This is a genomic window from Alphaproteobacteria bacterium SS10, from assembly GCA_019192455.1.
Classification (GTDB): Bacteria; Pseudomonadota; Alphaproteobacteria; order TMED2; family TMED2; genus TMED2.
Window position 1 is genome coordinate 185812 of the sequence record JAHCML010000003.1, and the last position, 25693, is coordinate 211504.

Sequence of the window (25693 nt, forward strand, 5' to 3'; positions counted from 1 at the left end):
AGCAACTTCAGTTGGTCGGTTGCCTGGTGGGTCATCGTTGGCAGTGACCACAGAAGAAGGTGGAGCGGTTAGACTGCACAATTCGCTGAACCGGCGGTGCCGGGGCGCCTGGCTTTAACAGGCAGCCATCGCATTGCTGGCACGGCTCACCTTCCCGGTCGTAAACCGCGAACTGCTTCTGGAAATAGCCAAGCTCACCCGTGGCCTGAACATAGTCGCGCAGGGTTGAGCCGCCCGCCTTGATCGCATCGGTTAATACAGCGCGGATGGCTGGCACCAAGCGCTTTGCCCTTTCACCCGCCACCGTATGGGCGAGGCGGCGCGGGCTGATCCGTGCCAGGAACAGTGCCTCACACACATATATGTTGCCGAGACCGGCCACGACCTTCTGGTCCAGCAGGGTGGTTTTTATCGGGCTGCGCCGGCCCTCGATTGACGCGCTGAGGCTTTCCGCCGTGAAGGCAGGATCGAACGGCTCTGGCCCCATGCCGGCGAGCAAGCTGTGCTCTGCCATTGCCGTCACATCATCGGCCATTAGCAAGGCGCCAAACCGGCGCGGGTCATTGAACACAACCCGGTGGCCATCGGTGAAATCGAACACGACGTGATCGTGTTTCTCCGGCGGCGGCGCATTGTGTCCTGGCTTTAGGATGACCATGCGCCCCGACATACCCAGATGCAGCAGCATGACCTGACCATCATCCATGGTGATCAGCAGGTATTTGCCACGCCGCGTTATGTCTGCCCAACGGCGCCCAGCCAGGCGGGCGGGCAGATTTTCCGGCATGGGCCAGCGCAGGTCCGGCCGCCTTTGATCAACCTCTGCAATGGTGGCGCCCAGCACGGCATTTGATAGGCCGCGGCCCACCGTCTCAACTTCGGGTAACTCAGGCATGGTGATCTATTGATGTTCGGGGATGCTAAGGCGTGAGACAAAATTTACGCTGGTGTTCGCGCGACGGCCGCGCGATATGGACAGCCGTGTGGAATATGGACACCCAAAAAGGGGTGAGCAAGTGAGCGATCAACAACCGCAGCGCCTAACCGGGGATATCGAAACCCATTTTGGCGAGCGCCGGGTCACGGCTGATGAGAAAACCCAGCTTGTCGGCGATGTGTTTGCCAGCGTGGCCAGCCGTTATGACCTGATGAATGATGTCATGTCCGGCGGCATCCATCGGCTTTGGAAGGCGCGGTTTGTCCGCAGCCTTGGCCTGCGGCCCGGTATGGCTGTGCTCGATCTGGCTGGCGGCACCGGCGATATCGCCTTTGCGATTGTTGAGCGGCTGCGCCGTTTGGCCCAGCGTGAGCAGGGTGCGGGCGACGCTGTTTTGAAGCCGCCGGTGAATATCTGCGACATTAACCCATCAATGCTGGCCGTTGGCCGCGACCGTGCATTGGATCGTGGGTTGGAACATCAGGTGCGTTGGAGCTGCGGCAATGCTGAGAGCTTACCGTTTCCGGACCGCAGCTTTGACCGGGTCACGATCTCATTCGGGCTCAGAAACGTCACCGATATTGATGCGGCACTGGCCGAGGCCCACCGGGTACTGAAGCCCGGCGGTCGTTTCTTCTGTCTTGAGTTCAGCCGCGTTACCCAGCCGATGCTGCGCAAGCTGTATGATGCATATTCTTACAACTTCATCCCGCGCTTTGGCTCCGCGATCGCGGGTGATCGGGAAAGCTACCAATATCTGGTTGAGAGCATCCGTAAGTTCCCAAGCCAAAAAGAATTGGCCGGACGCATGCAAACGGCCGGCCTTAATCGGGTGCGGTATGAAAATCTGTCAGCGGGGATCGCCGCTATTCACAGCGGCTGGCGGATCTAGTTTAGCGCCTGCGCATTGGTGAGGGGCCAAGCGGATCGCTGTCCCCACCGAGCGCGCTTGAGATGCTGCCCATTAGGCGTTTAACGCCACGCCAGGCGTTCACATCAACCAGATCAGACGCAGCATTAATCTCGGCACCCTTATCGGAAGAGCCGCCACTTGCCGCGTTGATATCGCCTGCGAGGCCCTGAAGCCCCGGTGGTAAACCAGTCATGATGAACCCTCTCATCATCCGCGCTGGCTCTGCGTTACGCGCAAATCCAGCACTTGTCTAAAATTGAAGGTATCTGTTTTTGATGTGGGTGACCAGCGTAAAGCATGGGCCATACCGCGTTGTATGATGGTGTTTGGCGCCTAACTATAGGAAGATACGGGCGAATATAGAGTTCCCCCGATGGTGTTAAGGCCCCCGGTCGATGAGTTCCATTGAGAGCGCAGACATAGCCCAAACCCTTGCTGGCCGCAGGATCCTGCTGGTTATCGCTGGCGGTATTGCGGCATACAAATCGCTGGATTTGATCCGCCGCCTGCGTGAGCGAGGGGCGGATGTGCGCGGCGTGCTGACCCAAGGTGGGGCGCAGTTCATCACACCGCTTTCCGTCGCCTCCCTATCAGAAAACCAAGTTTATACCGATCTCTGGTCCCTCAAGGATGAGAGCGAGATGGGGCATATCAGGTTATCTCGTGAGGCTGACCTAATTATCATCGCCCCGGCCAGCGCCAATATCATGGCGCAGATGGCTCAGGGGCTGGCTCAGGATTTGGCCACAACAACACTCTTGGCGGCTGATAAGCCGATTTTGTTGGCACCGGCCATGAACCAGATGATGTGGGCAAACCCGGCGACCCAAGAGAATGTGGCGACGCTTAAGGCGCGGGGCCTGTACCAGGTTGGGCCCGGTAGCGGCGACATGGCCTGTGGTGAAACCGGGTCTGGGCGTATGGCTGAGCCGCTTGAGATTGTCGCCGCAGCTGAGAAGTTGCTTGGCGCCTCCCTCGCCTTGGCGGGGCGGCGGGCGATTGTCACCAGTGGTCCCACCCGCGAGCCATTGGACCCCGTCCGCTACATCTCTAATCACTCGTCAGGTAAGCAGGGGCATGCGATTGCCGAAGCCCTGCAGCGTGCTGGGGCTGAAACAATCCTAGTCGCTGGTCCAACAACACAGCCAATTCCAGCCGGTGTGGTTCACAGGTCAGTTGAAACGGCAGAGGAGATGCTGGCCGCCTGTGAACACGGCCTGCCTGCCGATATTGCTGTCTGCGCGGCTGCCGTGGCTGATTGGCGCGCCGCCTCGCCGGGTGAGCAGAAGCTGAAGAAGAACGGTGATGCTCCCCCCAGCCTTGAGCTGACTGAAAATCCAGACATCCTGGCCCGGCTTAGTCAGCGCAATGAACATCGCCCTGGCCTCGTCATAGGCTTCGCTGCCGAGACTGAGAAGGTGGCCGAGCATGCGAAGGCCAAGCTTGAGCGCAAGGGATGCGATTGGTTGCTGGCCAATGATGTTGGCACCGGGACCGATACCTTTGGCGGTGACAGCAACAGCATTCACTTCCTGACCCGCGATGGCGGGGCGGAGGATTGGCCCCGCATGTCCAAGGCTGAAGTGGCCACCCGCCTAACCGATCAAATCACCGCTTACTTTGCTGCCCAATCGGGTTAAACCTACCTTTGAGTTCTCTCCACTGACTGGCGCCTGCCGGTCCCCGCATGAAGATATTCCGATCTATGTCACCGAATTGGGCTGCCCAGCCACTTAACATTCCTGTCCGACTGCTGGACCATGCTGAAGATCTTGGTCTACCTGCTTTTGCCACTAGCGGTGCCGCTGGCATGGATTTGCTCGCCGCCGTTGACGCGCCGGTTACCATGGCACCTGGCGCCCGTGGGTTGATCCCAACCGGTATCGCGATTGCCCTGCCGGCCGGGTATGAGGCACAGGTTCGCCCACGCTCTGGTTTGGCCCTAAAGCACGGGATCACGGCACTGAATAGCCCTGGTACAATCGATAGTGATTACCGGGGTGAGGTTGGGGTCATCCTGATTAACCATGGGGATCAGGACTTTGAAATCACCCGGGGCATGCGGATTGCCCAGATGGTGATCGCGGCCTATATGCCTGTTAGTTGGCAGCGTGTCGCTGAACTCGCAGAAAGCGATCGTGGCGCGGGTGGTTTTGGCTCCACCGGCGTACAGCATCCGGCGAATGTCCGGGAACGAGCTTCTGATAAGTAACTAGATGGATCTGTAGGTTCATTATGAGTGACACAATCGACATTCACGACCCGGCGATACGCTATGCGCGCCATGTGGTGCTACCCGAGCTTGGTGGTGCTGGTCAGCAGCGGCTGGCCGCTTCACGCGTCGCAGTAGTTGGTGTCGGTGGCCTCGGCAGTGCGGCGGCCCAGTATCTGGCCGCGGCCGGTGTCGGCGCCCTAACGCTGATCGATGACGATACGGTCGATCTTAGTAATCTGCAGCGGCAGGTGCTGTTTACGGAAGCTGATCTGGACAAGCCCAAGGTGCAGGTAGCCAGCACTCGTCTGAATGCCTTGAACAGCCGCTGTGAGATTGAGCAGCAGAATACCCGCCTTACCGATCAGAACGCGACCACGCTTCTGGATGGGCATGATGTGGTGGTTGATGCAACCGACCTCATTACCACGCGCTATGCGATCAATGACACTTGCGCGGAGCTCAAGACCCCCTGGGTTATGGGCGCCGTTATCCGGTTTGAGGGGCAGGTCGCCGTCTTCGACCCACGGGTTGAGAGTGCGCCAGATTATCGTCGCCTGTTCCCAGAGCTGCCACCACCAGACGCTCTGCCTGCCTGTGCAGAGGCTGGTGTCTTAGGCGCAATCGCCGGGATCATCGGCGCCTGGCAAGCGATGGTCGCAGTTAAGCTCATCACCGGAGCCGGTGAAACGCCGATTGGGCGGATCATCAATGTGGATGGCCTCTACGGCAACGTGTTTGAAACGCGGCTCTAGTTCTTTGGCTCTTCGGCCAATAACTCGTCCAACATCTCTTCCAACCCATCGATCAGGCTATGGCACTCATTGAGCGCTTGCGCATCGGCGTGAAACTGCCGTCCTGACTTCAAGACGCGCAACGCATTCAGTTGCACCCATGCCTGCACCATTTTAGGCGCGCCGCTGATGTTCTCTTTGAGCTTAGCTGGAGACAGGCGGGCGGCCTCCAACCCTTCAGGTGAGGTCACGGTCAACGTGCCCTCATAGGGGATATCGAGAAGACACTCGATGTCGCCGTAAAGGCTGCCCGCGGATTTAATCACACGCGCGCCAGGCTCCTCGCCAATGGAGAGGAGTGCGGTTCCGTTTAGGATCATCCAGAACGCGTCCGCTTGATCGCCCGCCTGACACACATTGCGCCCCGTAGCAAACCAACGACGGTCCAGGATGGCCGTGCCAATCGCGCCGATCATGGCCGCGATGACAGTGACTTATGCTCGAAAGCCATAAGCTGCCTTTTGTAAAACGCCTCGCCACGGATGGTACCGCAAATTGCGAGGCATTTCACGCGTAAGGCGAAAAGTCTTTCGTTTTAGTGGGTTGGGCCCGTCTCAGGCATCCACCTTATTGGTGGCATCTAGCGCATAACCGGCCGACCGGACGGTCCGGATGATGTCTGGCTCACCGCCATCATTGAGCGCTTTGCGCAGCCGCCGAATGTGCACATCCACGGTCCGTGGCTCAACATAGACATCCTGTCCCCAGACCATATCGAGCAGTTGCTCGCGGCTGAATACCCGGCCGGGATAGGTCATGAAATGGCGCAGCAGCTTGAACTCGGTCGGGCCAAGGTGAACATCACGCTCACCGCGCTTCACCTTAAAGGCTGCCAGATCCATGACGATGTCTGAGAATTCCAGCGCTTCATCAGCGGTGGCCGGGCTAGACCGGCGCATCACGGCCCGCATCCGGGCGATGAGCTCAGCGACGGAGAATGGCTTGGCGATATAGTCATCGGCGCCAGCGTTCAGGCCGCGCACCTTATCCGCCTCTTCACCGCGGGCGGTCAGCATGATGATCGGCACATCCCGGGTTTTGGGATTGCGGCGCATCTGCCGGCAGACCTCAATGCCTGAGGTCAGCGGCAGCATCCAATCCAGGAGGACGATGTTCGGTGTGGTTTCCTTGATCACCATCAGTGCCTCATCGCCATCATTGGCGACGATGGTGCGGAAACCCTCTTTCTCAATGTTGTACTGGAGGAGGGTAACGATATCGGCCTCATCCTCAACGATCAGTACAATAGGCTTTAGCGTGTCATTCATCGGTCCTACCCCAATTCCCACCAGATTGGTTTATCGTCCCTAAACTTATCGTCACCTGCATTGACGACTAGGTGTTCTCACTATCCTTCAACGCCGATTTCTGCCCTGGGCGCACCAGCTGATAGCTGGTGTCATCGCCTTTTGGGCGGGCCTTGTCGAACGGTTCACCGCTCAACATCAAATGCACTACTTCGGCAATATTGGTCGCATGATCGCCAATCCGCTCAAGGTTTTTGGCGATGAACAAAAGATGGATGTAACCCGTGATATTTCGGGGGTCTTCCAGCATGTAGGTCAGAACTTCACGATGCAGGCTGGTGTAGAGGTCATCCAGATCCTCATCCCGGTGCCAGGCATCGATCGCCCCGGCCAAATCACGGCGGCTATAGGCGTTTACAACCGCGCTCAAGAGCTCACGAACCAGGCGGCCCATGCGTTCGACGGCCCCAACCCGCGGCAGATCACTAAAGCTAGCTAAGGGGCGAACCCGTTTGGCGATATTGGCGGCATAATCGCCAATCCGCTCAAGATCGCCGGCAATGCGCATGGCGCCCAGAATCTCATGAAGGTCAGTCTGGCTCGGCTGCTGGGCCATCAGCAGCTTTTGCGCCTCTTCATCAATCCGGTGCTCTAGATCATCCAGGATACGGTCATTGGCTGACACCCGCTCGGCCGCACTGGTATCCCGGCGCATCACCGTGCCAACGGCCAGTTCAACCTGGTTCTCCGCCTCACCCGCCATGCGAATGACCAGCGGTGACAGCACCGCATTCGGCTCTTGCCGGGCGATGTCTTTGGTGGGGTTAGGAACTGTGCGTTTGGTGCGGGCCATGTATCCCATCGGTATCGTCCGATTTGGTAAAGCGCAAGGTCTTCATCTGGTGGCTGTGCGGCTTAACCGTAATCGCCAGTGATGTAGCCCTTTGTCCGCTCATCCTGCGGATCATTGAACAGCTCAGCGGTCGGCCGCAACTCGGCCATGGTGCCGAGGTGGAAGAAGGCGGTGCGCTGGGCCACCCGTTGGGCCTGCTGCATGTTGTGGGTCACGATGACGATGGTGAAGTTGGCCCGAAGCTCGTGGATCAATTCCTCAATCTTCGCCGTGGCGATTGGGTCGAGGGCCGAGCAGGGCTCATCCATCAGAATGACGCTGGGGCTGACCGCAATCGTGCGGGCGATGCACAGACGCTGTTGCTGACCACCGGAGAGGCCAGTGCCAGGCTGATGCAGACGATCCTTCACCTCATTCCATAAACCAGCGCGGGTCAGGCTCCGCTCAACCACATGGTCCAGCTCAGCCTTGCTGTCGGTTAGGCCGTGGATACGGGGGCCATAGGCGACGTTGTCATAGATCGACTTTGGGAAGGGGTTTGGCTTTTGGAACACCATGCCGACCCGAGCCCGCAGCTCAACCACGTCTAGGTTGGGGCTGTGAATGTCCTGCCCATCCAGGGTGATTGAGCCCGTAACCTTCGCACCGATGATGGTGTCATTCATCCGGTTCAGGCAGCGCAGGAAGGTTGACTTACCACAGCCCGATGGCCCGATAAGTGCCAGCACCTCTTGCTCATTCACATCCAGGTCGACGCCTTTAAGGGCGTGCGCATCGCCATAATGGACGTGCACATCCCGGCAGATCATCTTGGGCACGGTTGCGAGGGCCAGCGGCGCGGGTGGCACCACATTGTCCTGGGTCTGTGTGTAATCGATAGCAGCTTGGCTCATGGTTCTAATCCTTACCAGCGGCGTTCAAGTTTACGGCGCAGCCAGACAGCGGCGGCGTTCATGGTGATCAGGAAGGTGAGCAGCACCATGATCGCGGCGGAAGTCCGCTCAGTGAAGGCGCGCTCTGGGCTATCGGCCCAAATATAGATTTGTACCGGGAGGGCTGTGGCCGGGTCGGTGATGCTGCCTGGAACATCGGCGATAAAGGCAACCATGCCGATCATCAGCAGCGGTGCCGTCTCACCCAGCGCCTGGGCCATGCCGATGATGGTGCCGGTCAGCATGCCAGGCAGGGCTAGCGGCAGAACATGATGCCAGACCACCTGATGCCTTGATGCGCCAAGACCCAGTGCAGCCTCACGAATGGAGGGGGGCACCGACTTCAACGCCGCACGGGAGGCGATAATGATCGTCGGCAAGGTCATGAGTGCGAGCACCATACCGCCAACCAGCGGTGCAGACCGGGGCAAGCCAAAGGTGTTTAGGAACACCGCCAAGCCCAGCAGCCCAAAGATGATCGATGGGACCGCGGCGAGGTTGTTGATGTTCACCTCGATAATATCCGTCCACTTATTCTTCGGTGCGAACTCTTCCAGATAGATCGCTGCCCCAACACCTAATGGGAAGCTGATCATGAAGCAGATCATTAGCGCGAAGAGGGAGCCCATGACGGCGCCCAAGATGCCCGCAACCTCCGGATCGCGGCTATCCGCATTGGTGAATAGGCGGGTGTTGAAGGTGATGCCGATCTGCTCACGCTCTCGAAGCGTGTCGATCCAGGCCACTTCCTTATCTGAGACCCGGCGGGAATCCTCAGGCAGGCTCGCATCGATCTTACCCTTCATCAGCTGATCGATATCATCTGAGGCGGGAAGCGAGATCACCCGCTTTGTTCCAATCCAGTCGGGATTGTCGACCACCATACGCGCCAGCTCAAACTGCGCTGCGTTACTAACGATATTGTTCAGTAGGCGCCGGTCGGTGCGGCCAGACACATCGGGGAAGATTGCCCGAAGGCTGGTTCGGATGATTGATTGGTAATTGGCGCGCAGGATCGTTTCCGGATCGCGATTGCCATTCGGGTCAATCAAGCCCTCTTCCAGGTAGAGTTCAAGCTGCAGCTCGGTTTGGCCAAAGGCGCTATAGCCCTTGGAAACGATGCTGACCATTAGGGTCATCAGCATGGCAACGGCGATCAGGATCGCCGCCTGGCCTGCCAAAATGAGATTCCGTTCCTTAGCGCGACGCTTCTTCAAACCATCGGTGAAGCTGGGCGAGCCTGGGCCCCGATCAACGGCGTGTCGGACGCCGGTGGGAACGAAACGGATGTAAGCGGTATCGGCGATATTGGCGGTCATTATTCGTAACGCTCCCGATACTTTTGCACGATCTTCAACGCGACCACATTGAGGCAGAGGGTGACGATAAACAGCACTAGGCCAAGGGCGAAGACCGACAGGGTCTTGGCGCTGTCAAACTCCTGATCCCCGACCAGCAGGGTGGTGATCTGGACAGTCACTGTCGTCACTGCCTCAAGCGGGTTGGCGGTCAGATTGGCGGCGAGACCAGCGGCCATAACCACGATCATGGTTTCACCAATTGCCCGGCTAACGGCGAGAAGGATCGCGCCGACAATGCCTGGCAGGGCGGCTGGCAAGATGATCTGTGTCACCGTTTCGGCCTTGGTGGCGCCCAAGCCATAGGCGCCATCGCGCAGGGATTGGGGCACCGCATTGATCACGTCATCTGAGAGGGAGGAGACAAAGGGGATGATCATGATCCCCATCACCATCCCGGCGGCCAAGGCAGATTCCGATGAGACATCAAGGCCAACCGCATCACCCCAGCCCCGGAAAACCGGCGCCACGGTAAGGGCAGCGAAGAAGCCGTAGACCACGGTGGGAACACCGGCCAGAACCTCAAGCACAGGCTTGGCGATTGAACGGGTCCGCCGATCGGCGAACTCTGCCATGTAAATCGCGGCGAACAGGCCGATTGGCACCGCCACCATCATGGCGATGAAGCTGATTAGAAGCGTGCCAGCGAAAAGTGGGATTGCGCCAAAGGCGCCGGAGGAACCAACCTGATCGGCGCGTAGGGCCGTTTGCGGGCTCCACTGCAGGCCGAATAGAAACTCATAAAACGGCACCCGCACGAAGAAGCGTAAGGCCTCAAACAGCAGCGACAGCACGATCCCGATGGTGGTCAGGATGGCGATGACTGAGCAAGCCAGCATCAGCACGTCAACCACGCGCTCAACCTGCTGGCGGGCGCGAAACCGGGTGCCAATCTGGCGGCGTGCCAGGGTAAAGCCAGCGGCCGCAAGGCCCAAGACGACGGCCGTCGAGAGCCAGCGCCCCAAGGCTGATAAGTGGTTGTGCAGCTCAGCTGCGGCGGCAATCTCTGGCGCCGCTTGATCCATATTGAAATCGCCACTGGCCAGATTATGGATTTCGGCCAGGGTTATGTTGCGATCGCTGAGTGAGAGATCGGCATAGGCTGGGCCCAGCTGGTCCAGCACTAGGAAATCAACGACAGTGGATTGGATCGCCGTCCAAATGCCCAGCACGGCAATGGCGGGTAGAAGCACCCAAACCAGCATGAAGCTGCCGTGATAGACGGGCAGGGAATGCAAAACGGACCGCTTGTTGCCCGCGACAGCAAAGGCGCGTTGGCGTCCGGTCTGGTAGGCGAAAGCCGCGATGATCAGCAAGATAGCGATCAAGATAGTGGCGGACATGGCCGGATTTCCGATCCAAGTTGGGCCTGGCGCCTAACAACGCGAGGCTCTGTTTGCTGCGGCTTATGCCGTCTTGTTGTTCTTTTGGTTTTATGGGGAAGCGGGGCCGCCCATTTGGCACGGCCCCGTATCCGAGTTTCTTGCTAGTTGGCGAAAGCCGATTAGCTGCCGAGAGCCCGCAGGTTGGCAGCGTCCAGGCGCTCTTCATTGCGGTCTGCTGCTGGCAGTGGGATCAGGCCCCGCTCAGACAGGTAACCTTCCTCACCCATGGCACGCTCTGAGGTGAACTCAGCGAGGTATTCCTCGATGCCTGGGATCACGCCAACATGGGCGTTCTTCACATAGAAGAAGAGGGAGCGCGAAACCGGATAGTCACCGGCTGCGATGTTGTCGAAAGTTGGCTCGGTGTTATCGACGAGTGAGCCCTGAAGCTTGTCAGAGTTCTGATCGAGGAAGCTAAAGCCGAAGATGCCATAGGCTTCTTTGTTGGCGTTCAGCTTCTGAACGATCAGGTTGTCGTTCTCACCCGCTTCAACATAGGCGCCGTCTTCACGAACCGCTGCGCAGGCATCGCCATTGTCAGCGTATTCGGGCAAGCTTTCGCAAGCTTCTTCCATGACCAGCTCAACAAACGCGTCGCGGGTACCGGAGGTTGGCGGTGGGCCAAGCACTTCGATTGCCTTGTTTGGCAGAGCTGGGTCGATTTCGGACCAGAGCTGGTAAGGGTTAGCAACCAGCTTACCGTCCTGTGGCACTTCAGCGGCCAGGGCCAGGAAGATTTGCTCACGGGTTAGGGAAGAGCGGGCAGCTTCTTTGGAATTGGCGAAGACGATACCGTCAAAACCAATCTTGATCTCGGTGATGTCCTCGACACCATTGCTAGCGCAACGTTCAACCTCTGAGGATTTGATCGCACGGGAAGCGTTGGTGATGTCTGGGTGTTGGGTGCCAACACCGGCACAGAACAGCTTCAAACCACCACCGGAACCGGTGCTCTCAACCTTTGGGGTTGGGAAGTTTGTCAGGCGGCCGAAGTTTTCAGCGACAGCGGTGGAGAAAGGGAAGACGGTTGACGAACCGACGATGCTAATCCGGTCGCGGCTTTGTGCATTTGCCGCATCAGCTAGACCGAAAGAGCCGGCAACCACGAGGGCGGCGCCGAAGACAAGTGCCTTGTTCATTGCTGAACCTCCAAAAAAATCGATGCGCGGCAAGGGTTTATGGGCAAGGGGCCGCGTCATCCGTGGGTGCACTACCTGCCTGGCTATCGATGCATTTTAGGCAAAAGCCCAAGCGCTTTTTAGCCAGCACAAATCTGTGCGCGGGCGGAACCTATCCCCCTACTCATTGCCTATTTATGAAGGATAGATTTCAGATTTATGACAAGATCGCGCAAACAATATCTGAAACACGTCAGCTTCCGAAAAGGTAAACATTTTCATCTAGCTAGCGGTTTTAGCCAATCCACAATTTAGTAGTCAACCAAATTGATTATCCGCTTCAGGCCGCAGGAATGCGCTACTCCGCCACCGCCTTTGCGGTCTGATCTTCCTCTTTGTCGGCAGAGTCAGGCGGCGCTTCAGCCGCCTTCTGATCGCCCTCAAATTCCAGCGCAGGCAGGTAGATTGTGAAGGTGCTGCCCTCATCAACCACACTATCAACGCTTAACCGGCCGCGGTGCCGGTTAATGATGTGCTTCACGATGGCGAGGCCAAGGCCGGTGCCGCCGGCCGCGCGGCTGCGCGCTGGGTCCACACGATAGAAGCGTTCTGTTAGGCGGGGCAGATGCTCACGCGGGATGCCTGGGCCACGGTCTTGCACTGCAATCTCAATTAGCGGCGTATCGCTACCGCCGCCCATTTGCCTGGCCACGGCGCTGGCGGGTTCATGGGACTTGGCCGTGACCGTCACGCTGGTTTCAGGGTCGGCATAGGTGATCGCGTTATCAATCAGGTTCTGGAACACCTGGGCCAGCTGGTCACCATCACCGGCCATGGGTGGCAAGTCATCCTCCCCAACCAGTTCAATCTTCATCTTTCGGCCGGCGGCCCGCAGCTCCAGGCCCGCTGCCACACGTTGAAGGACTTCGCCCATATCGACCGGGTCGGTTGGTGGGCGGTGCTCATCTGTCTCAATACGAGAGAGGGAAAGCAGCTCCTCGACCAGCTTGGCCATGCGGCTAGCTTGGTCTGCCATGATGCCAAGGAAACGGCCACGCGCCTCACCATCATCCTGGGCTGGTCCCCGTAGGGTCTCAATAAAGCCAAGCAGGGAAGCAAGCGGGGTACGCAACTCATGACTAGCATTGGCAACAAAGTCGGCGCGCATCTGCTCTGACCGGCGAACGGCGGTGATGTCGTGGAGCGTCAGCATGACCGACCCGAACGGGTCATAGGCTTGATGCAGGCTTGCGTCCGCCCCTTCCTTACCATCGGCGATGCGCTGACGACGCTCGGCACGTTCGGCATCCACCACATGGCGCATCCGGTGGCCAAACGGGGTAACCCGTGCCTCAAAGATCTGTGGGACCGGGCCGGTTAGGGCAAATTCAATTCGCTTCTCTTCACCCTTGGCCAGGGCGCCATCCACGGCCTGCAGGACGTCGGGGTTGCGCAAAGCGACGGTGATATCCCGGCCGATGGTTGGATGGCCGAATAGGGCGATGGCGGCGGCATTCCCCTGCGTGATCCGACGCTCAGCATCAAGCAGGAGGACCGGATCGGGGATCGCATCGAAGATCACATCATTGGCAGCGATCCGACGGTATAAGCGCCGTAGCTGCGGCAACCATGGGTTGCTCTCATCCGTCTCAAGCCGCGTGGGCGCTTCTGGATCGCTCTCATCCTCAGCTGAGCCAGGTGTGACCAGCCGGGTCAGGTGGCTAGACAGGCGTTGCAACTGCCGTCCATAGACCCAGAGCATCAGCATCATGCCCGGGAACACGGCACCGATAATCACGCCCGCCGGAGTCAAGCCGATCTCGCCCCACGCAACCAGGACAAGCAGAACCAGCACTAGGGGCGTCATTAGCCCCAGCGCCATCAGCGTCTGCAACATGGTCAAAGAGCGTTTGTTTTCAGTCATGCGCCCAGAAACACAATTCTAAATCAATGTGTTAGGTAACGTGCTAGGCGGGCATCCGCCCAACCTTATAGCACCCGATCCCCCATCCTGAACCTGGGAACTGGTCAGGTCAAATGACGGTTCGATGACGGTTAAGGTCCGGAAAAGTCTACTATTTCTCTGATGCCTGGAAGGCGGCGAGGGCAGCGGCGTTGACGATGTCTGATACCGTTGCACCCATCTGTACCACCTGTGCGGGCTGCTCAAGGCCAAGCAGCAGTGGGCCAAGAAGGGTTGAGGCGCTCATCTTCTGCAGCAACTTCGCACTGACATTGGCGGTGTGGAGCCCCGGCATGATCAGGATATTGGCCGGCCCGGTCAGGTTACAGAACGGGTAGAGGCGCTTCATCAGATCATAGTCGAGCGCCACATCGGCCGACATCTCACCATCGAACTCAAAGTCCACCTCACGTGCGCCGAGGATCGCGACGGCCTCCCGGATGCGGTCCGCACGCTCATGCAGTGGTTGGCCGAAGTTTGAGAATGAGAGTAGGGCGACCCGTGGCTCATGGCCCAGGCGGCGGGCCTTCGCCGCTGCCTGAATGGCCATATCGGCCAGCTGTTGGGCGGTTGGCGTCTCATGTACCAGGGTGTCGGCGATAAAGATCGTCCGGTTCCGGCGCACCATAATGGACAGACCAAAGACGACCTGGTTCGGTCGGGTGCTGACCGCCCGCTTGATATCGTCGATGCAGACGGAGAATGCGCGGGTAAGGCCAGTGACCATGGCATCGGCATCACCATGGGCAACCATGGCGGATGCAAACACGTTCCGGTTCTGGTTCACCATGCGTTGGCAATCGCGGTAGAGCGCGCCGCGCCGCTGCTGGCGGCGATAGATGAACTTGGTATAGGCGTCGTTGTTGTCGCTAAGCCGGGCATTGTGGATCTCAATGCCATCCTGCTCTGGGTTAAGGCCCATGCGGCGCATGGTGGTCGCGACGCCTTCTTCGCGACCAATCAGGATGGCCTTGCCATACCCGGCATTGGCATAATCCACAGCCGCGCGGATTGTCTGCTCTTCCTCCCCCTCGGCGAAGACCACGGTGCGTGGCTCTTCCTTAAGCTTGTTGAAGATGTCCTGCAGCGAGCCCGCGGTTGGGTCGAGGCGGTTCTTAAGCTCATGCCGGTACTGCCACATATTCGGGATCGGCTTGTTCGCCACCCCGGTATCCATGGCGGCCTGGGCAACAGCCTCAGGGATCTTAACGATCAGGCGGCTGTCAAATGGCACGGGGATCAGATAATCCGGCCCGAATTGCAGGTGGCGGCCGCTATAGGCCTCACCCACCTCTTCAGGCACATCCTCGCGTGCCAAATCGGCGATAGCCTCAGCGGCGGCAATCTTCATCGCGTCATTGATCTCACGCGCCTGCACATCGAGGGCACCCCGGAAGATATAGGGGAAGCCGAGGACGTTATTGACCTGGTTCGGATAGTCGGACCGACCGGTGGCAACGATGGCGTCGGCCCGTGCCTCGCGCGCTTCCTCCGGCGTGATTTCTGGATCAGGGTTGGCGAGGGCGAAGATGATTGGCTTCTCGGCCATCTTGGCGACCATCTCTTTGGTCAGCGCGCCCTTAACCGAGACACCGACAAAGATATCAGCGCCTTCAACGGCCTCATCCAGGGTGCGTAGGTCGGTGGCGACCGCATGGGCGGACTTCCACTGGTTCATGCCCGCTTCACGGCCCTGATAGATAACGCCCTTGGTATCGCAGAGGATGACATTGTCATGGGGCATGCCCATGGCCTTGAACAGCTCAACACAGGCGATAGCGGCGGCGCCGGCGCCATTGATCACCATCTTGGCGTCTTTGATGTCGCGCTCGGTAATCTGCAGTGCGTTGATCAGGGCGGCTGCGGCAATAATTGCGGTGCCATGCTGGTCGTCGTGGAACACCGGGATGTCCATGACCTCACGCAGGCGCTGCTCAATGATGAAGCAGTCGGGCGCCTTGATATCCTCAAGGTTAATACCGCCCCAGCTTTTGCCGAGGAAGCGGACGCAATTGACGAACTCATCTACGTCTTCGGTGTCGACCTCAATGTCGAGGCCATCGATATCAGCAAAGCGCTTGAACAGAACTGCCTTACCTTCCATCACCGGCTTGGAGGCGAGGGCACCAAGATTGCCAAGGCCAAGCACAGCCGTACCGTTAGAAATTACGGCAACCGTGTTCCCCTTGGAGGTGTATTTGTAGGCGTCTGACGGATCTTCGGCGATCTTCAGGCAGGGGGCAGCCACACCGGGTGAGTAGGCGAGGGACAGGTCGCGGCCGGTCGCCATTGGCTTGGTGGCCGTGATCTCCAGCTTGCCAGGGCGGCCCTTAGCATGGAGGGCGAGTGCCTCTTCATCGGTTACTCGCACTTGTCCTGTTTCGTCACTCATCGCTTAGCGCCCGTCCCGGTAGGTCGTTTGTTTTTGGCTTTTTATTCGGTGCTGCTTTGGCCACGCCTTGGCCATCACAGAAATCATTGACCGTGTTAGCGCGCTGCAGGTAACCCGTAAAGCTGGTTTCCACCAGACTCACTGCATATCTGAAATGGGTTTGGTGGTAGGCTGTGGCAGGCACGCCCGAGACAGGCTGTGGTTGGATATTGAGATGGCAAAGCAGACAAAAGACGCAAAGAACCGGGTCCATCGTGCCCGCAACGGCTTCGTGGTCCGGGTCATCATTGTTGGGTTGATTACCTTCGGTGTGGTCCAAGCCCTGATTTATGTCTTTGCCGATGGTCGTTCTGCCGATGAGATCGCGCTCTCTGATCTCGCCAATAAGTAAGGGCCGGGAACCAAGCTGGCCCCGACCCCTAAAGTCATTCATCTGATCTGACGTTGCCTAGCGATAGCGCCCCTGGTTGCTCAACTCGGCGGCACGTTGCACCAGGCTTAAGAACTCAGCGCGGCGGCCGGAGCGGTCTGCCCCTTCGCTGCGTCGAGCCAAGCGCTCAACATCACCATAGTCAAAGCCACGTTCAACCGCTGAGCTGCGGCGCAGTAGCTGGGCAAAGCCCGCCACCGCCGCGGCGAATTGCACGTCTTGGCCGGTGCTCTCGATCGACTGGGCTTCATCGGATTGGATTGGCCGAGTGATCAGGCGGGAGGTGTCCTCATTCGGTAGCTTGTAGCGCAGTTTCAGGAACCCAAGTTCACCACTCAACGCTTCGCTTAGCTCGGCTGGTTCAGGTTCAGCGCGTTGCTGGAGGATATTTGCTGTTGAGTAGGCATCGGCGTAACGCAGGCTCTCTTGCTGCCCACGCTCAGCGACCAGCGCACCAACCGGCACAATCTCATAGAGGGCGGTCACCGTGTGGCCAGCGCCAATCTCGCCTGCATCAACCCGATCATCGTCGAAATCTTCACGCGCTAACATACGGCTTTCATAACCGACCAGGCGGTATTCTGAGACCTGGTTTGGGTTGAACTCGATCTGGATTTTGACGTCCTTGGCGATTGGCACCAGCGTGCTGGTCAGCTCATCAACCAGAACTTTCCGCGCCTCGTCCGCCGTATCGATATAGGCGGCAAAGCCATTGCCATTCTGGGCTAGGCGCTGCATCAGCGCGTCATTGTAGTTGCCCTGACCGAAGCCCAGCACCGACAGGAACACGCCGCTGGCACGTTCAGCCTCGATATAGTCCTGCAGCGCATTGGGGTCGGTGATGCCAACATTAAAGTCGCCATCGGTACCGATGATCACCTGATTGACCGCATCATCATCGAAGTTCTGCCGCGCCAGCTTATAGGCCAGTCGGATACCCTCACCCCCGGCGGTGGAGCCGCCAGCGGCCAGGCGATCAATCGCCCTTAAGATCTGGCTGCGTTCACTGATCGGTGTTGGCTCCAACACCGTGCCAGCATTCCCGGCATAGGCGACGATGGCCACCGTATCGTCGGGGTTTAGCTGCTCAACCATCATCCGCAGGGACTGCTGCAGCAATGGCAGCTTATCGGCCGAGGTCATGGACCCGGAGGTATCGATCAAGAAGGTCAGGTTTGAGCGAGGCTTTTCAGCGACCGGCACCTCATAGCCCTTAATCCCGACATGCAGGATCTGCGTGCCTTGGTTCCAAGGTGAGGGATAGACTGCAACCGTTGGTTCAAACGGCGTGGCTGGATCCGACGGTGTGGAATAGCTATAGTCAAAATAATTGACCATCTCTTCAATCCGCACGGCCTCAGGAGGCGGCAATTGCCCGCCACGGAGAGTACGGCGGACGAAGCTGTAGGACGCTGTGTCCACATCGATTGAGAAGGTGGAGACCGGCTCCTGCTTGGTTTGCTGGAACGGGTTGACCGGTGCCGCCTCAAACCGATCACGGTTGCCGATAATCTCCTGTCTACTTGGGCTCGGCGCGACCGTAAGGTTATTGGTCGGCGCCACATGGTTTAGCTGAGCGCTATCAAAGCTCTCAGCTATTGCGTTTGGTTGTGCATTCTGAACCAGAAGCTGCTCGCGCAACCGCATGCCCTTGAGGCTATTGGTTGGTATCTGCGATGAAAGACGCTCATTCTCTCGAGCTCTCAATGCAGCCATCCGTTGTCGCTCGAGTGTGGGATCTGCTCCACGTGCCGAGATAGGTGGTGGTCGCTGACTGGCAGTTGAGGATGTCGGAAGAAGTGAAGCCAAATCCTGGTCAACGCCAGGGATAATCTTGCCTGTCAGCACATAGGGTGTCGCCAGCGCGGCTAGTACAGTGGCGGCGATGGCGTATCGGTTGCGGTAAGAGTAGGTGCGCATGGGTCGTGACTCCTGTTCTGGGTCACGTGTTCCCGGACGGCGTTTGAAAAGCCCGGACCAACCACGACGACCCCGTTGTTCCCGGGACCTCTGACGTGGCTGTGGTTCGGATGCTTGGATATCTGCAAAAGTTTTTTCGTCAGCGCCCTGATGCAGGGCGGCTTTAGCCTGCTCTTCCTTGGCTTCCTGTACGGCATCAAAGGCCGACATGGCCGCCGACATGGCCTTCTCTCGCGCAGCGTCAGAGGGTGCGGGTGGTTCCGCACCGCCGAGCAAGGCGTCTAATTCGTGGTCTCGCCGATCTTTAGTCATGGTTTGCTTTTCCCGCGGGCACTGTCCCGCTTCTCGATCGGTTCCCCTAGTAACTCGCTTAGCTTGGTCTTCGCCTCGTTAAGACGCCAAGACACGGTGCCACCCTTACAGCCAAGAACTTGGCCCGCTGCCTCATGGGTCATCCCCTCCCAATGGACGAGGAGGACGGCATCGCGCAGCTTCTCAGGCAGGTCATTCACCGCGGCCAGGGCGCGACGGGAGGCCAAGGCATCATCCGTTGCCATTTCATTGGCGGCGATCTGCAAGTCTTCAAACACAACGCCCGGGTCAATCCGCCGGCGCTTATTCTTCCGGGCAATATCATGAAGGTGATTCAGCACCAGCCGATGCAGCCAGGTCGTAAATTTTGATTGCCCGCCAAATTTGGGCAGGGCGTTCACCAGCTTAACCACCACATCCTGGGCCGCGTCCTCTGCCGCCTCCCGCTGGCCCATCCAGCCATAGGCGAGGCGATAGATGCGGTCATAATGGCGGTCAATCAGGCAGCCAAAAGCATCGCGGTCGCCATTCACGGCCGCGCTGATCAGCTTGTCATCCGGCCAGTCCGATTGTCGCCAATCAGTTGGGCCCGGCTTGCTTAAGCTCGTTGAGGTGGGTGGCCCCTCGCCATCCGCCATATTGGTTCCCTTTTGCCGCCCATCCATTTGCCGGTCTGGTAGGCCAGTGAGTGCTGGCCCTGACCCTGCCAAATCGGGCAACGGGATGATCGTCGCGGTTCTCATACTGCCTCGGACGACCCGTCATCGCCAATCCTTGGGGTCAAATTGTCGATTTTTCACTTTTGCGGTGGTGACCCGGGTCGCCCACAAGTTGACGCCCTATTTGGATACCGCTAAACCCCAGGCCAGATTTTGCACTGCACCCAATTACTCAAAACCGATCGAGGATCCCATGGCGAAGAAGGTTTATAGCAATGCGACCGAGGCCCTAGCTGGCCTGTTACACGACGACATGGTGATCATGGCCGGTGGGTTTGGCCTCTGCGGTATTCCGGAAAACCTGATCGAGGCGATCCGTGAGAGCGGCGTGAAGGGGCTCACATTCATCTCAAACAATGCGGGCGTTGATGGCTTCGGCCTTGGCCGTCTGCTGGAGACCCGCCAGATCAAAAAGATGATCTCGTCCTATGTCGGTGAGAATAAGCTGTTCGCTGAGATGTTCCTTGCCGGTGACCTTGAGCTTGAGTTCAACCCACAAGGCACCCTGGCTGAGCGTTGCCGCGCTGGCGGTGCTGGCATCCCCGCCTTCTACACCAAGACCGGTGTCGGCACGAAGGTGGCTGAAGGCAAGGAAGAGCGTGAGTTCAACGGCGAGAAGTACATCATGGAGACCGGTCTGGTCGCGGATCTCTCCATCGTGAAGGCTTATATCGGGGATACTGAGGGCAACCTCGTTTACCGCAAGACCGCGCGGAACTTTAACCCGCCGATGGCAACCGCCGGTAAGATCTGCGTCGCAGAGGTTGAGAAACTGGTTGAGCCAGGTGCGATCGATCCCGATCACATCCATACCCCAGGCATCTTCGTGAAGCGTATGATCCAGGGTGAGCATGAGAAGCGGATTGAGCAGCGCACGACCCGTGATCGTCACGCCGCCTAAGCGTTAGACGCACATATAAAGTTAGTGAAAAGGCACGCTGGTGACAGCGTGCCTTTTTCTATTCGGGGCTAGGCGCTGGGTTCGCTAGGCGCTGGGTTCGCTACGCGCCGGGGCGCCGTTTTGGTGGACCGGCATGGCCAGCCCAATAACCACCAGCTGGCTGTTCTTGGATATCCCGCTCAATATCTGTGCGCATTAGGGCGGCATGGGTTTCGGCAAGCTTGGTCACCCGGTCATCAAAGGCGAGCAGATGGTGGTTTACCCGTATCGGTGCGGCCGGGTCTGGCAGATCCCTAGGCTGTGCTGGGTTTGATGCGCCGGCCTCGGCCAGGGCTGTCTTGATGGGGCGCACCATCTGTTCACGAATGGTGACCAGGGCATTGTGGCGTGTTCCACTATTGGTGCCAAAACGCCGATTGCCCAGAACCTCACCATAGACATCCGGTGTTCTTTCAAGCTGGGCGATCACAGCGGCCGGATCATCGTGTTTGGCCAGATCTGCCTGAATGTTGGCGCGGGCGATCTTTGGTTCCTCGAAAACCTTCTCCAGAACAAACAGCTTGATGGCATCGTCGATGGCCATCGCCACATTCATACCGCCAGCCATGCTTTTGCCGGCGGCGGTGCTGGTTGCCGCTTTATGGCGCTGCTGCTGGCCGCGTTCATGGGTTAGGGAGGCCTGAACCGGCGCACTATCACGCAGGCTGACCGCCCAATCGGTCAGATGCTTCAGATCCGCAAGCGCACGCTTACGATAGCTGGGGGCGATGGTGGTATCCCGGTTGGCGGCACCCTGGGCCCGGTGCCAAAGATTGGGGTGATGTGGGCTGCCATTGCTGTGCAGGCGGCTAACCGTGGAGGGCACCGGAAGGCCCGCCGCCTTGGCAGCGTCGATCACGCTATCGGTCAACGCATTGGTCAGGTCTGGGCTCAGCAACGGGTTCATGGCACATATCCGGTTCTGATAATCAGGTTGGTAGCCTTTTAGCGATGCCTGCTCTCAATGCAATCAAACGCTGGATAGCGGGTTAAGCAGCGCGCCGGTTAAGTCCCGGAGGCGGTGGCATCTTGCGTGCATCACGCGGCAGATGCAGTTCTGGGAGGATGCCGCGGCTTTCTGCAAGATCAGCCAAATACGGATCATCGCGAACATGCTCGGCAAGGCCCTGGGCCATATCTTTCCATACCGTTCCGACATTTGGTTCTTGCAGCCTTGCTGCCACCAGCTGAAGCGCACCAACCGGATCTTTGGCGGTTAGATCCTCAACCATCTGATGGGTGGCGATGTCTTCGGCCATTTCCGTAAACCGCTCCCGCTCGACGATACGGAGGAAGCTTTCGGCCCGGCGCGCGAATGCTAAGAGGCGTCGATTAATCGGCTGCCGCTTAATCCAGTCCTCGGCCGATAGGCGCGCATTGTCGGCAAAGGTCTGGCGGGCGCCCGCGTCCTCAAGCCGATCAGCAATGGTCGTTTGCATATACTTGGCCGGGGTGACGCCAGCCAATGACGGGAAGAAGCGAGAGAGTACGAGTGATCTCTTCATCTTGCCGAACTGTTTGGGGTCTTCGCGCAGAGCTTCGGCCACTGGCCCGTAGGCGCCGTGATCGGCTGCCATCTGACGCATATTCACCATGGCATCGAAACCGTCGACATAGGCGGCCGAGATCATCTCCTCGTTAAGGACCTTCTCACCCGCCCTAATCGCTAGCGCTTCTTGGAGGCTGGCTCTCTTCTTCAGCCGCTCCACCTGCAGTTGGGTCTGCCGTGATTGGGCAACCGCTGTCGCAATCTTGGGATCAGCTAAGATGTCGCTGGTCCAATTGGCGAGGCGTACCTGACGATTGAAGGCAATCAACCGATCCTTGGCTAGGCTGCCGGTTGAGGTTGCGAGATCGGGAATGGCATTGCCGGTCACAATACGGATTTGTGGGCCGCGCACGGGTAAATCGTTGCGCACGCTGGGCAATAGATTGAGCACAGGTTCGGTCACGTCGAGCTCCGCATTGGCGGCGGCCTCAACCAAATTGCGCTGCAACGCCTCGCCTACCTGATCCAGGTAACCGGGCTCATCAGTTATGTAGTCCGTGTAGCGGCCCATGATGATCTGCTACTCGTCTGCCTTGTTGACGTGATTTGGGTATCTAACAACCGGCAGAAAGTGCCAAACATTGGTCTTCCCATGTGATGGCCGCAATCAGTTTCATCCGGGTGCTGATCGCTTGATTGAATTAATGCGCTTCCGGGATTTGACAGCGGGCGCACAGCCCCTTAAACGGCATGCCAGGACATAAATTGCTGCAACGCAACCATAAGGATTACCCCCATGCCCTGGACTCGTGATCAAATCGCTGAACGCGCCGCGCAAGAGCTGGAAGACGGCTTCTACGTCAATCTGGGCATTGGCATCCCAACCCTGGTTGCAAACTTCATCCCTGATGGCATCACGGTCGCGCTGCAGTCTGAAAATGGCATGCTGGGCATGGGCCCATTCCCCTATGAGGATGAGGTTGACCCAGACCTAATCAACGCTGGTAAGCAAACGATCACCGAACTGCCAGAGAGCAGCTATTTCGATAGCGCCACCTCCTTTGGCATGATCCGCGGTGGCCACATTGATCTGTCTATCCTTGGTGCCATGCAGGTTGCCGGTAATGGTGACATCGCCAACTGGATGATCCCGGGCAAGATGGTCAAAGGTATGGGCGGCGCCATGGATTTGGTTGCTGGCGTTAAGCGTGTGGTGGTCGTCATGGATCATAACGCTAAAGACGGTTCGGCCAAGCTCTTGAAAGAGTGCGACCTACCGCTCACTGGTCAGGGCGTGGTTGATCTGATCATCACCGACCTTGGCGTCTTCACGATTGATGAGAAGGGCCTAACCCTGATTGAGATCGCACCGGACGTCACCGTCGACGAAATCCGCACCCGCACCGAGGCAGAGTTCACCGTTGGTGGCAGCCTGAGCTAAGCGCCGAATCCAAAGGCTGGTTTGGGCCAAATCAACGCCTTTGGCTTTACCTTTGAGCTTACGATAAGCCGCCGTGACGCTTTGGCGTCTTTGGTCAATGCGTCAACATTCAATCGTACTGGTTTCGCATTTGCGCTGGGCCACTCATTGAATTGGCGTCTGTTTCCAATGGTTTACGCTAAGGGGTTTTTGGCTTGGCGATGGTGAGCACCTCGCCAACCGAACGGATACCAGGCCGTTTGGGGTTGTTTGAGATCACGCCGCAACTAGCACAATTGGGCGCTGAGTTTGTGCGTGGGAGTTTGGGCCGGATAAACTGTAATCCCCAAAGTTTTTCCGGCGCTGCACCATGGCCCAAGATACCCCGCTGGTCGATTTCGACCTCGCCAATGACTTCAATACCGCCCCTTTGATGGGCTCGCCCCAATACGGCTTCCTCAATATTGTTGGCACCCCAACCGATGAGCTGGTTGACCGGGACATCTACGCCCTGGGCTTCATTCCGCGTGGGGTTGAAGACAGCATCTTCGTTGGTGGCCGCTTGCGTGAGATGGACATCGAATTGGTGTCCCGCGATGAGAACGGCGTAACCGAAGTTGTCCAGCGGATCGAAGCCGGTACCCAGGAGCGCGCGGTTGAGGTTGAGATCAGTGGCCGGGATGAGGAACTGTTCCTAGTCATCACCGATGTGCCTAGCGGTGATCGCGGTATCGATACCTACGATGCTGAGCCTTACGTCATCACCTTTTCTACCAGCCTCGCCCTGACCCAGGGCGCTCGTGCCTTGGCCGGTAGCTTAGAGCTGGCAGGCCTTGGCGAGTCAGGTACCTCCGGCTCCTTCTTGCTTGAGCTTTTGGAGCGGGCCTCCATCGACACCAGTGAGCTGACCGATGGTGGCTCTGACGAGCCATTGCCGGTCGCGAGTAACGAGGATGATGTGCTGGTTGGGCGCCTCGCGAGTGATGAGATCGTCGCCCTTCGTGGCGATGATGAGGTTCGTGGACTGCTTGGCGACGACGTGATCACCGGCGACCGTGGCGCCGACATTCTCTATGGCAATCAGGGGCGCGATACCCTGTACGGTGGCCGTGATGATGATGTGGCCTATGGCGGTAAGGACCGCGATATGGTGTTCGGCGGTGAAGGTGCCGATGTGCTCTACGGCAATTTGGGGACCGACGCGCTTTATGGCGGGGCCCTGTCCGATACGCTCTATGGCGGCCGTGGCTCAGACTTCCTCTACGGTGGTCCGGGCGATGACATCCTGTTCGGCAATCGCGGTAGTGATGGCCTCTATGGTGGCGATGGCTCCGACCTTTTCGTCATTAATGGTGAGGCCGAAACCAGCGTCATCTTCGACTTCAAACCACTTGATGGTGACCGGATTGTTGTGGCAGGCGGGTTGAAGTACGCGCCTAGCATTGATGGCACCTTGGTGCAGCAGATCGATACCGGGGCCCAGGTGATCCTGGTTGGTGTCTACGAGTTCTCGGAAGACTACGTCCTCAGTGTATCGATTTAGGGCGCAATCTCTTCGCCATCATAGCCGAATAGTTTTCCGCTATCCTCCGCCGTTAGCTGATCAACTACGGTTAGCATGGCACCGGTGGACTGCTCTGGTGTGAACAGCTTGCCGTTCGGCACGCCCTTCTGGAACGGTGCCGACAGGCCAGTATCAACGGTGCCCGGGTGTAGGCCGATGCAGAAGGCCTGCTTATGCTTACGCGCCAGTTCGATGGCAGCGCATCTGATGTGTTGATTTAGTGCTGCCTTCGCGGCCCGGTATCCGTACCAACCGCCGATCCGATTATCCGACACGCTGCCGACCCGGGCCGATAGGGCGGCAAAACCAGCCTTACCGTCGCGCGGTAGAAGTGGCAGCAGATGCTTCATCAGCAGGGCCGGGCCAAGTGCATTGATCTGATAGGCGCGGGCGAGACCATCGGCGCTTAGATCGCGCCAGCTCTTCTCCGGGGCCACGGCACCATCCTGGTCATGCAGCATGCCAACGGCACAGATCACGAGGGTTAGCGCGCCACCATCCCCAATCATCTTGGCAGCATCTGCGATGCTCGCCTCGTCCGTCAGATCAAACAGGCCGGTGGTGACCTTGCTATTCGTGGCTGCCGTACCGCTTCGTGAGAAAGCAAACACCTCACTGACCGATGGATCGCTGGCCAGGTGTTCGACAAAACCATTGCCGATGCCACCGCTGGCGCCAAAGACGGCAACACGGATGCTTTCGCCAAATGAGTTCAGGCCGGTGAAGCTTTGTAGTTGGTCATGATGGGTAACCGTCATGATGCATCATTCGAATTCACGGATTTTTCGTACTGAA

The 25693-nt window shown here is 58.4% G+C and carries 24 protein-coding genes; 8 read left to right on the forward strand and 16 right to left on the reverse strand.

The genetic code is table 11. From position 1 onward, the window contains the following. Positions 1-31: 31 nt before the first annotated feature. A complete protein-coding gene (gene mutM / locus KI792_01320; GenBank protein MBV6631652.1) occupies positions 32-895 on the reverse strand; it encodes a bifunctional DNA-formamidopyrimidine glycosylase/DNA-(apurinic or apyrimidinic site) lyase in 864 nt (287 codons plus the stop codon). A 76-nt stretch (positions 896-971) separates the two neighbouring features. Here mutM and KI792_01325 point away from each other — a divergent pair, with 76 nt between their 5' ends. Continuing rightward, the gene (locus KI792_01325; protein MBV6631653.1) at positions 972-1829 is read left to right on the forward strand and encodes a class I SAM-dependent methyltransferase; all 858 of its coding nucleotides are present in this window, start codon (positions 972-974) and stop codon (positions 1827-1829) included. Between the two features lies 1 nt (position 1830). Here the strand turns inward: KI792_01325 and KI792_01330 are convergent, their stop codons facing one another. After that, complete coding sequence (locus tag KI792_01330; GenBank protein MBV6631654.1) at positions 1831-2043, reverse strand: hypothetical protein; 213 nt, start codon at positions 2041-2043, stop codon at positions 1831-1833. A gap of 202 nt (positions 2044-2245) precedes the next feature. Here KI792_01330 and coaBC point away from each other — a divergent pair, with 202 nt between their 5' ends. The 3 genes from coaBC to KI792_01345 all read left to right on the forward strand — a co-directional run bounded on the left by coaBC (position 2246) and on the right by KI792_01345 (position 4817). Beyond that, the gene (gene coaBC, locus KI792_01335; GenBank protein ID MBV6631655.1) at positions 2246-3490 is read left to right on the forward strand and encodes a bifunctional phosphopantothenoylcysteine decarboxylase/phosphopantothenate--cysteine ligase CoaBC; all 1245 of its coding nucleotides are present in this window, start codon (positions 2246-2248) and stop codon (positions 3488-3490) included. Between the two features lie 65 nt (positions 3491-3555). After that, positions 3556-4062 carry a dUTP diphosphatase gene (dut, locus tag KI792_01340; protein ID MBV6631656.1) on the forward strand — a complete coding sequence of 169 codons (507 nt, stop codon included), beginning with the start codon at positions 3556-3558 and terminating at the stop codon, positions 4060-4062. 23 nt (positions 4063-4085) lie between these two features. After that, positions 4086-4817 (forward strand): HesA/MoeB/ThiF family protein, encoded by a 732-nt coding sequence (locus tag KI792_01345; GenBank protein MBV6631657.1) that lies wholly within the window; start codon positions 4086-4088, stop codon positions 4815-4817. On the opposite strand, the gene KI792_01350 is transcribed toward KI792_01345, so the two are convergent. The 9 genes from KI792_01350 to KI792_01390 all read right to left on the reverse strand — a co-directional run bounded on the left by KI792_01350 (position 4814) and on the right by KI792_01390 (position 16104). Beyond that, positions 4814-5272: a cyclic nucleotide-binding domain-containing protein gene (locus tag KI792_01350; GenBank protein ID MBV6631658.1), complete on the reverse strand. Its 459-nt coding sequence runs from the start codon at positions 5270-5272 to the stop codon at positions 4814-4816. The genes KI792_01345 and KI792_01350 overlap by 4 nt on opposite strands. Before the next feature lie 138 nt (positions 5273-5410). Next, positions 5411-6124 carry a phosphate regulon transcriptional regulator PhoB gene (gene phoB / locus KI792_01355; GenBank protein ID MBV6631659.1) on the reverse strand — a complete coding sequence of 238 codons (714 nt, stop codon included), beginning with the start codon at positions 6122-6124 and terminating at the stop codon, positions 5411-5413. 67 nt (positions 6125-6191) lie between these two features. Further along, complete coding sequence (gene phoU / locus KI792_01360; protein ID MBV6631660.1) at positions 6192-6956, reverse strand: phosphate signaling complex protein PhoU; 765 nt, start codon at positions 6954-6956, stop codon at positions 6192-6194. 62 nt (positions 6957-7018) lie between these two features. Beyond that, a complete protein-coding gene (locus KI792_01365) occupies positions 7019-7849 on the reverse strand; it encodes a phosphate ABC transporter ATP-binding protein (protein ID MBV6631661.1) in 831 nt (276 codons plus the stop codon). 11 nt (positions 7850-7860) lie between these two features. Further along, entirely contained in the window at positions 7861-9207 is a 1347-nt protein-coding gene (gene pstA, locus KI792_01370; GenBank protein ID MBV6631662.1) for a phosphate ABC transporter permease PstA, read from the reverse strand. Next, a complete protein-coding gene (gene pstC / locus KI792_01375; GenBank protein MBV6631663.1) occupies positions 9207-10589 on the reverse strand; it encodes a phosphate ABC transporter permease subunit PstC in 1383 nt (460 codons plus the stop codon). The genes pstA and pstC overlap by 1 nt, the downstream gene beginning before the upstream one ends. A gap of 161 nt (positions 10590-10750) precedes the next feature. Further along, positions 10751-11770: a substrate-binding domain-containing protein gene (locus KI792_01380; protein MBV6631664.1), complete on the reverse strand. Its 1020-nt coding sequence runs from the start codon at positions 11768-11770 to the stop codon at positions 10751-10753. A 337-nt stretch (positions 11771-12107) separates the two neighbouring features. Next, on the reverse strand, positions 12108-13646 hold the full coding sequence (locus KI792_01385; GenBank protein MBV6631665.1) for a PAS domain-containing protein: 1539 nt from the start codon (positions 13644-13646) through the stop codon (positions 12108-12110). Between the two features lie 178 nt (positions 13647-13824). Further along, positions 13825-16104 (reverse strand): NADP-dependent malic enzyme, encoded by a 2280-nt coding sequence (locus tag KI792_01390; GenBank protein MBV6631666.1) that lies wholly within the window; start codon positions 16102-16104, stop codon positions 13825-13827. 214 nt (positions 16105-16318) lie between these two features. Between KI792_01390 and KI792_01395 the strand changes: the two genes are divergently transcribed. Further along, on the forward strand, positions 16319-16495 hold the full coding sequence (locus tag KI792_01395) for a hypothetical protein (protein ID MBV6631667.1): 177 nt from the start codon (positions 16319-16321) through the stop codon (positions 16493-16495). 57 nt (positions 16496-16552) lie between these two features. Here the strand turns inward: KI792_01395 and KI792_01400 are convergent, their stop codons facing one another. After that, a complete protein-coding gene (locus tag KI792_01400; GenBank protein MBV6631668.1) occupies positions 16553-18250 on the reverse strand; it encodes a VWA domain-containing protein in 1698 nt (565 codons plus the stop codon). A gap of 512 nt (positions 18251-18762) precedes the next feature. Next, positions 18763-19404, reverse strand: a complete 642-nt coding sequence (locus tag KI792_01405) for an RNA polymerase sigma factor (GenBank protein ID MBV6631669.1) — start codon at positions 19402-19404, stop codon at positions 18763-18765. Between the two features lie 274 nt (positions 19405-19678). On the opposite strand from KI792_01405, the gene KI792_01410 reads away from it, so the two are divergent. Continuing rightward, the gene (locus tag KI792_01410; GenBank protein MBV6631670.1) at positions 19679-20386 is read left to right on the forward strand and encodes a CoA transferase subunit A; all 708 of its coding nucleotides are present in this window, start codon (positions 19679-19681) and stop codon (positions 20384-20386) included. Between the two features lie 100 nt (positions 20387-20486). Here KI792_01410 and KI792_01415 read toward each other — a convergent pair whose 3' ends face one another. Together KI792_01415 and KI792_01420 are read right to left on the reverse strand one after the other, a co-directional pair. Then, positions 20487-21332, reverse strand: coding sequence for a hypothetical protein (locus tag KI792_01415; protein MBV6631671.1), 846 nt, complete (start codon positions 21330-21332; stop codon positions 20487-20489). A gap of 82 nt (positions 21333-21414) precedes the next feature. Beyond that, entirely contained in the window at positions 21415-22485 is a 1071-nt protein-coding gene (locus KI792_01420; protein MBV6631672.1) for a hypothetical protein, read from the reverse strand. A 225-nt stretch (positions 22486-22710) separates the two neighbouring features. On the opposite strand from KI792_01420, the gene KI792_01425 reads away from it, so the two are divergent. After that, positions 22711-23355 (forward strand): CoA transferase subunit B, encoded by a 645-nt coding sequence (locus tag KI792_01425; GenBank protein MBV6631673.1) that lies wholly within the window; start codon positions 22711-22713, stop codon positions 23353-23355. A gap of 349 nt (positions 23356-23704) precedes the next feature. Continuing rightward, positions 23705-24877 carry a hypothetical protein gene (locus KI792_01430; protein MBV6631674.1) on the forward strand — a complete coding sequence of 391 codons (1173 nt, stop codon included), beginning with the start codon at positions 23705-23707 and terminating at the stop codon, positions 24875-24877. On the opposite strand, the gene KI792_01435 is transcribed toward KI792_01430, so the two are convergent. Next, positions 24874-25656, reverse strand: coding sequence for an SDR family NAD(P)-dependent oxidoreductase (locus KI792_01435; GenBank protein ID MBV6631675.1), 783 nt, complete (start codon positions 25654-25656; stop codon positions 24874-24876). The two genes, KI792_01430 and KI792_01435, sit on opposite strands and share 4 nt — an antisense overlap. Between the last annotated feature and the right edge of the window lie 37 nt (positions 25657-25693).

Coding starts and splice junctions, on each gene's coding strand:
- mutM (MBV6631652.1), bottom strand. CDS start 895: ATGCCTGAGTTACCCGAAGTTGAGACGGTGGGCCGCGGCCTATCAAAT.
- KI792_01325 (MBV6631653.1), top strand. CDS start 972: ATGGACAGCCGTGTGGAATATGGACACCCAAAAAGGGGTGAGCAAGTG.
- KI792_01330 (MBV6631654.1), bottom strand. CDS start 2,043: ATGACTGGTTTACCACCGGGGCTTCAGGGCCTCGCAGGCGATATCAAC.
- coaBC (MBV6631655.1), top strand. CDS start 2,246: ATGAGTTCCATTGAGAGCGCAGACATAGCCCAAACCCTTGCTGGCCGC.
- dut (MBV6631656.1), top strand. CDS start 3,556: ATGTCACCGAATTGGGCTGCCCAGCCACTTAACATTCCTGTCCGACTG.
- KI792_01345 (MBV6631657.1), top strand. CDS start 4,086: ATGAGTGACACAATCGACATTCACGACCCGGCGATACGCTATGCGCGC.
- KI792_01350 (MBV6631658.1), bottom strand. CDS start 5,272: ATGATCGGCGCGATTGGCACGGCCATCCTGGACCGTCGTTGGTTTGCT.
- phoB (MBV6631659.1), bottom strand. CDS start 6,124: ATGAATGACACGCTAAAGCCTATTGTACTGATCGTTGAGGATGAGGCC.
- phoU (MBV6631660.1), bottom strand. CDS start 6,956: ATGGCCCGCACCAAACGCACAGTTCCTAACCCCACCAAAGACATCGCC.
- KI792_01365 (MBV6631661.1), bottom strand. CDS start 7,849: ATGAGCCAAGCTGCTATCGATTACACACAGACCCAGGACAATGTGGTG.
- pstA (MBV6631662.1), bottom strand. CDS start 9,207: ATGACCGCCAATATCGCCGATACCGCTTACATCCGTTTCGTTCCCACC.
- pstC (MBV6631663.1), bottom strand. CDS start 10,589: ATGTCCGCCACTATCTTGATCGCTATCTTGCTGATCATCGCGGCTTTC.
- KI792_01380 (MBV6631664.1), bottom strand. CDS start 11,770: ATGAACAAGGCACTTGTCTTCGGCGCCGCCCTCGTGGTTGCCGGCTCT.
- KI792_01385 (MBV6631665.1), bottom strand. CDS start 13,646: ATGTTGCAGACGCTGATGGCGCTGGGGCTAATGACGCCCCTAGTGCTG.
- KI792_01390 (MBV6631666.1), bottom strand. CDS start 16,104: ATGAGTGACGAAACAGGACAAGTGCGAGTAACCGATGAAGAGGCACTC.
- KI792_01395 (MBV6631667.1), top strand. CDS start 16,319: ATGGCAAAGCAGACAAAAGACGCAAAGAACCGGGTCCATCGTGCCCGC.
- KI792_01400 (MBV6631668.1), bottom strand. CDS start 18,250: ATGGCTGCATTGAGAGCTCGAGAGAATGAGCGTCTTTCATCGCAGATA.
- KI792_01405 (MBV6631669.1), bottom strand. CDS start 19,404: ATGGCGGATGGCGAGGGGCCACCCACCTCAACGAGCTTAAGCAAGCCG.
- KI792_01410 (MBV6631670.1), top strand. CDS start 19,679: ATGGCGAAGAAGGTTTATAGCAATGCGACCGAGGCCCTAGCTGGCCTG.
- KI792_01415 (MBV6631671.1), bottom strand. CDS start 21,332: ATGAACCCGTTGCTGAGCCCAGACCTGACCAATGCGTTGACCGATAGC.
- KI792_01420 (MBV6631672.1), bottom strand. CDS start 22,485: ATGGGCCGCTACACGGACTACATAACTGATGAGCCCGGTTACCTGGAT.
- KI792_01425 (MBV6631673.1), top strand. CDS start 22,711: ATGCCCTGGACTCGTGATCAAATCGCTGAACGCGCCGCGCAAGAGCTG.
- KI792_01430 (MBV6631674.1), top strand. CDS start 23,705: ATGGCCCAAGATACCCCGCTGGTCGATTTCGACCTCGCCAATGACTTC.
- KI792_01435 (MBV6631675.1), bottom strand. CDS start 25,656: ATGACGGTTACCCATCATGACCAACTACAAAGCTTCACCGGCCTGAAC.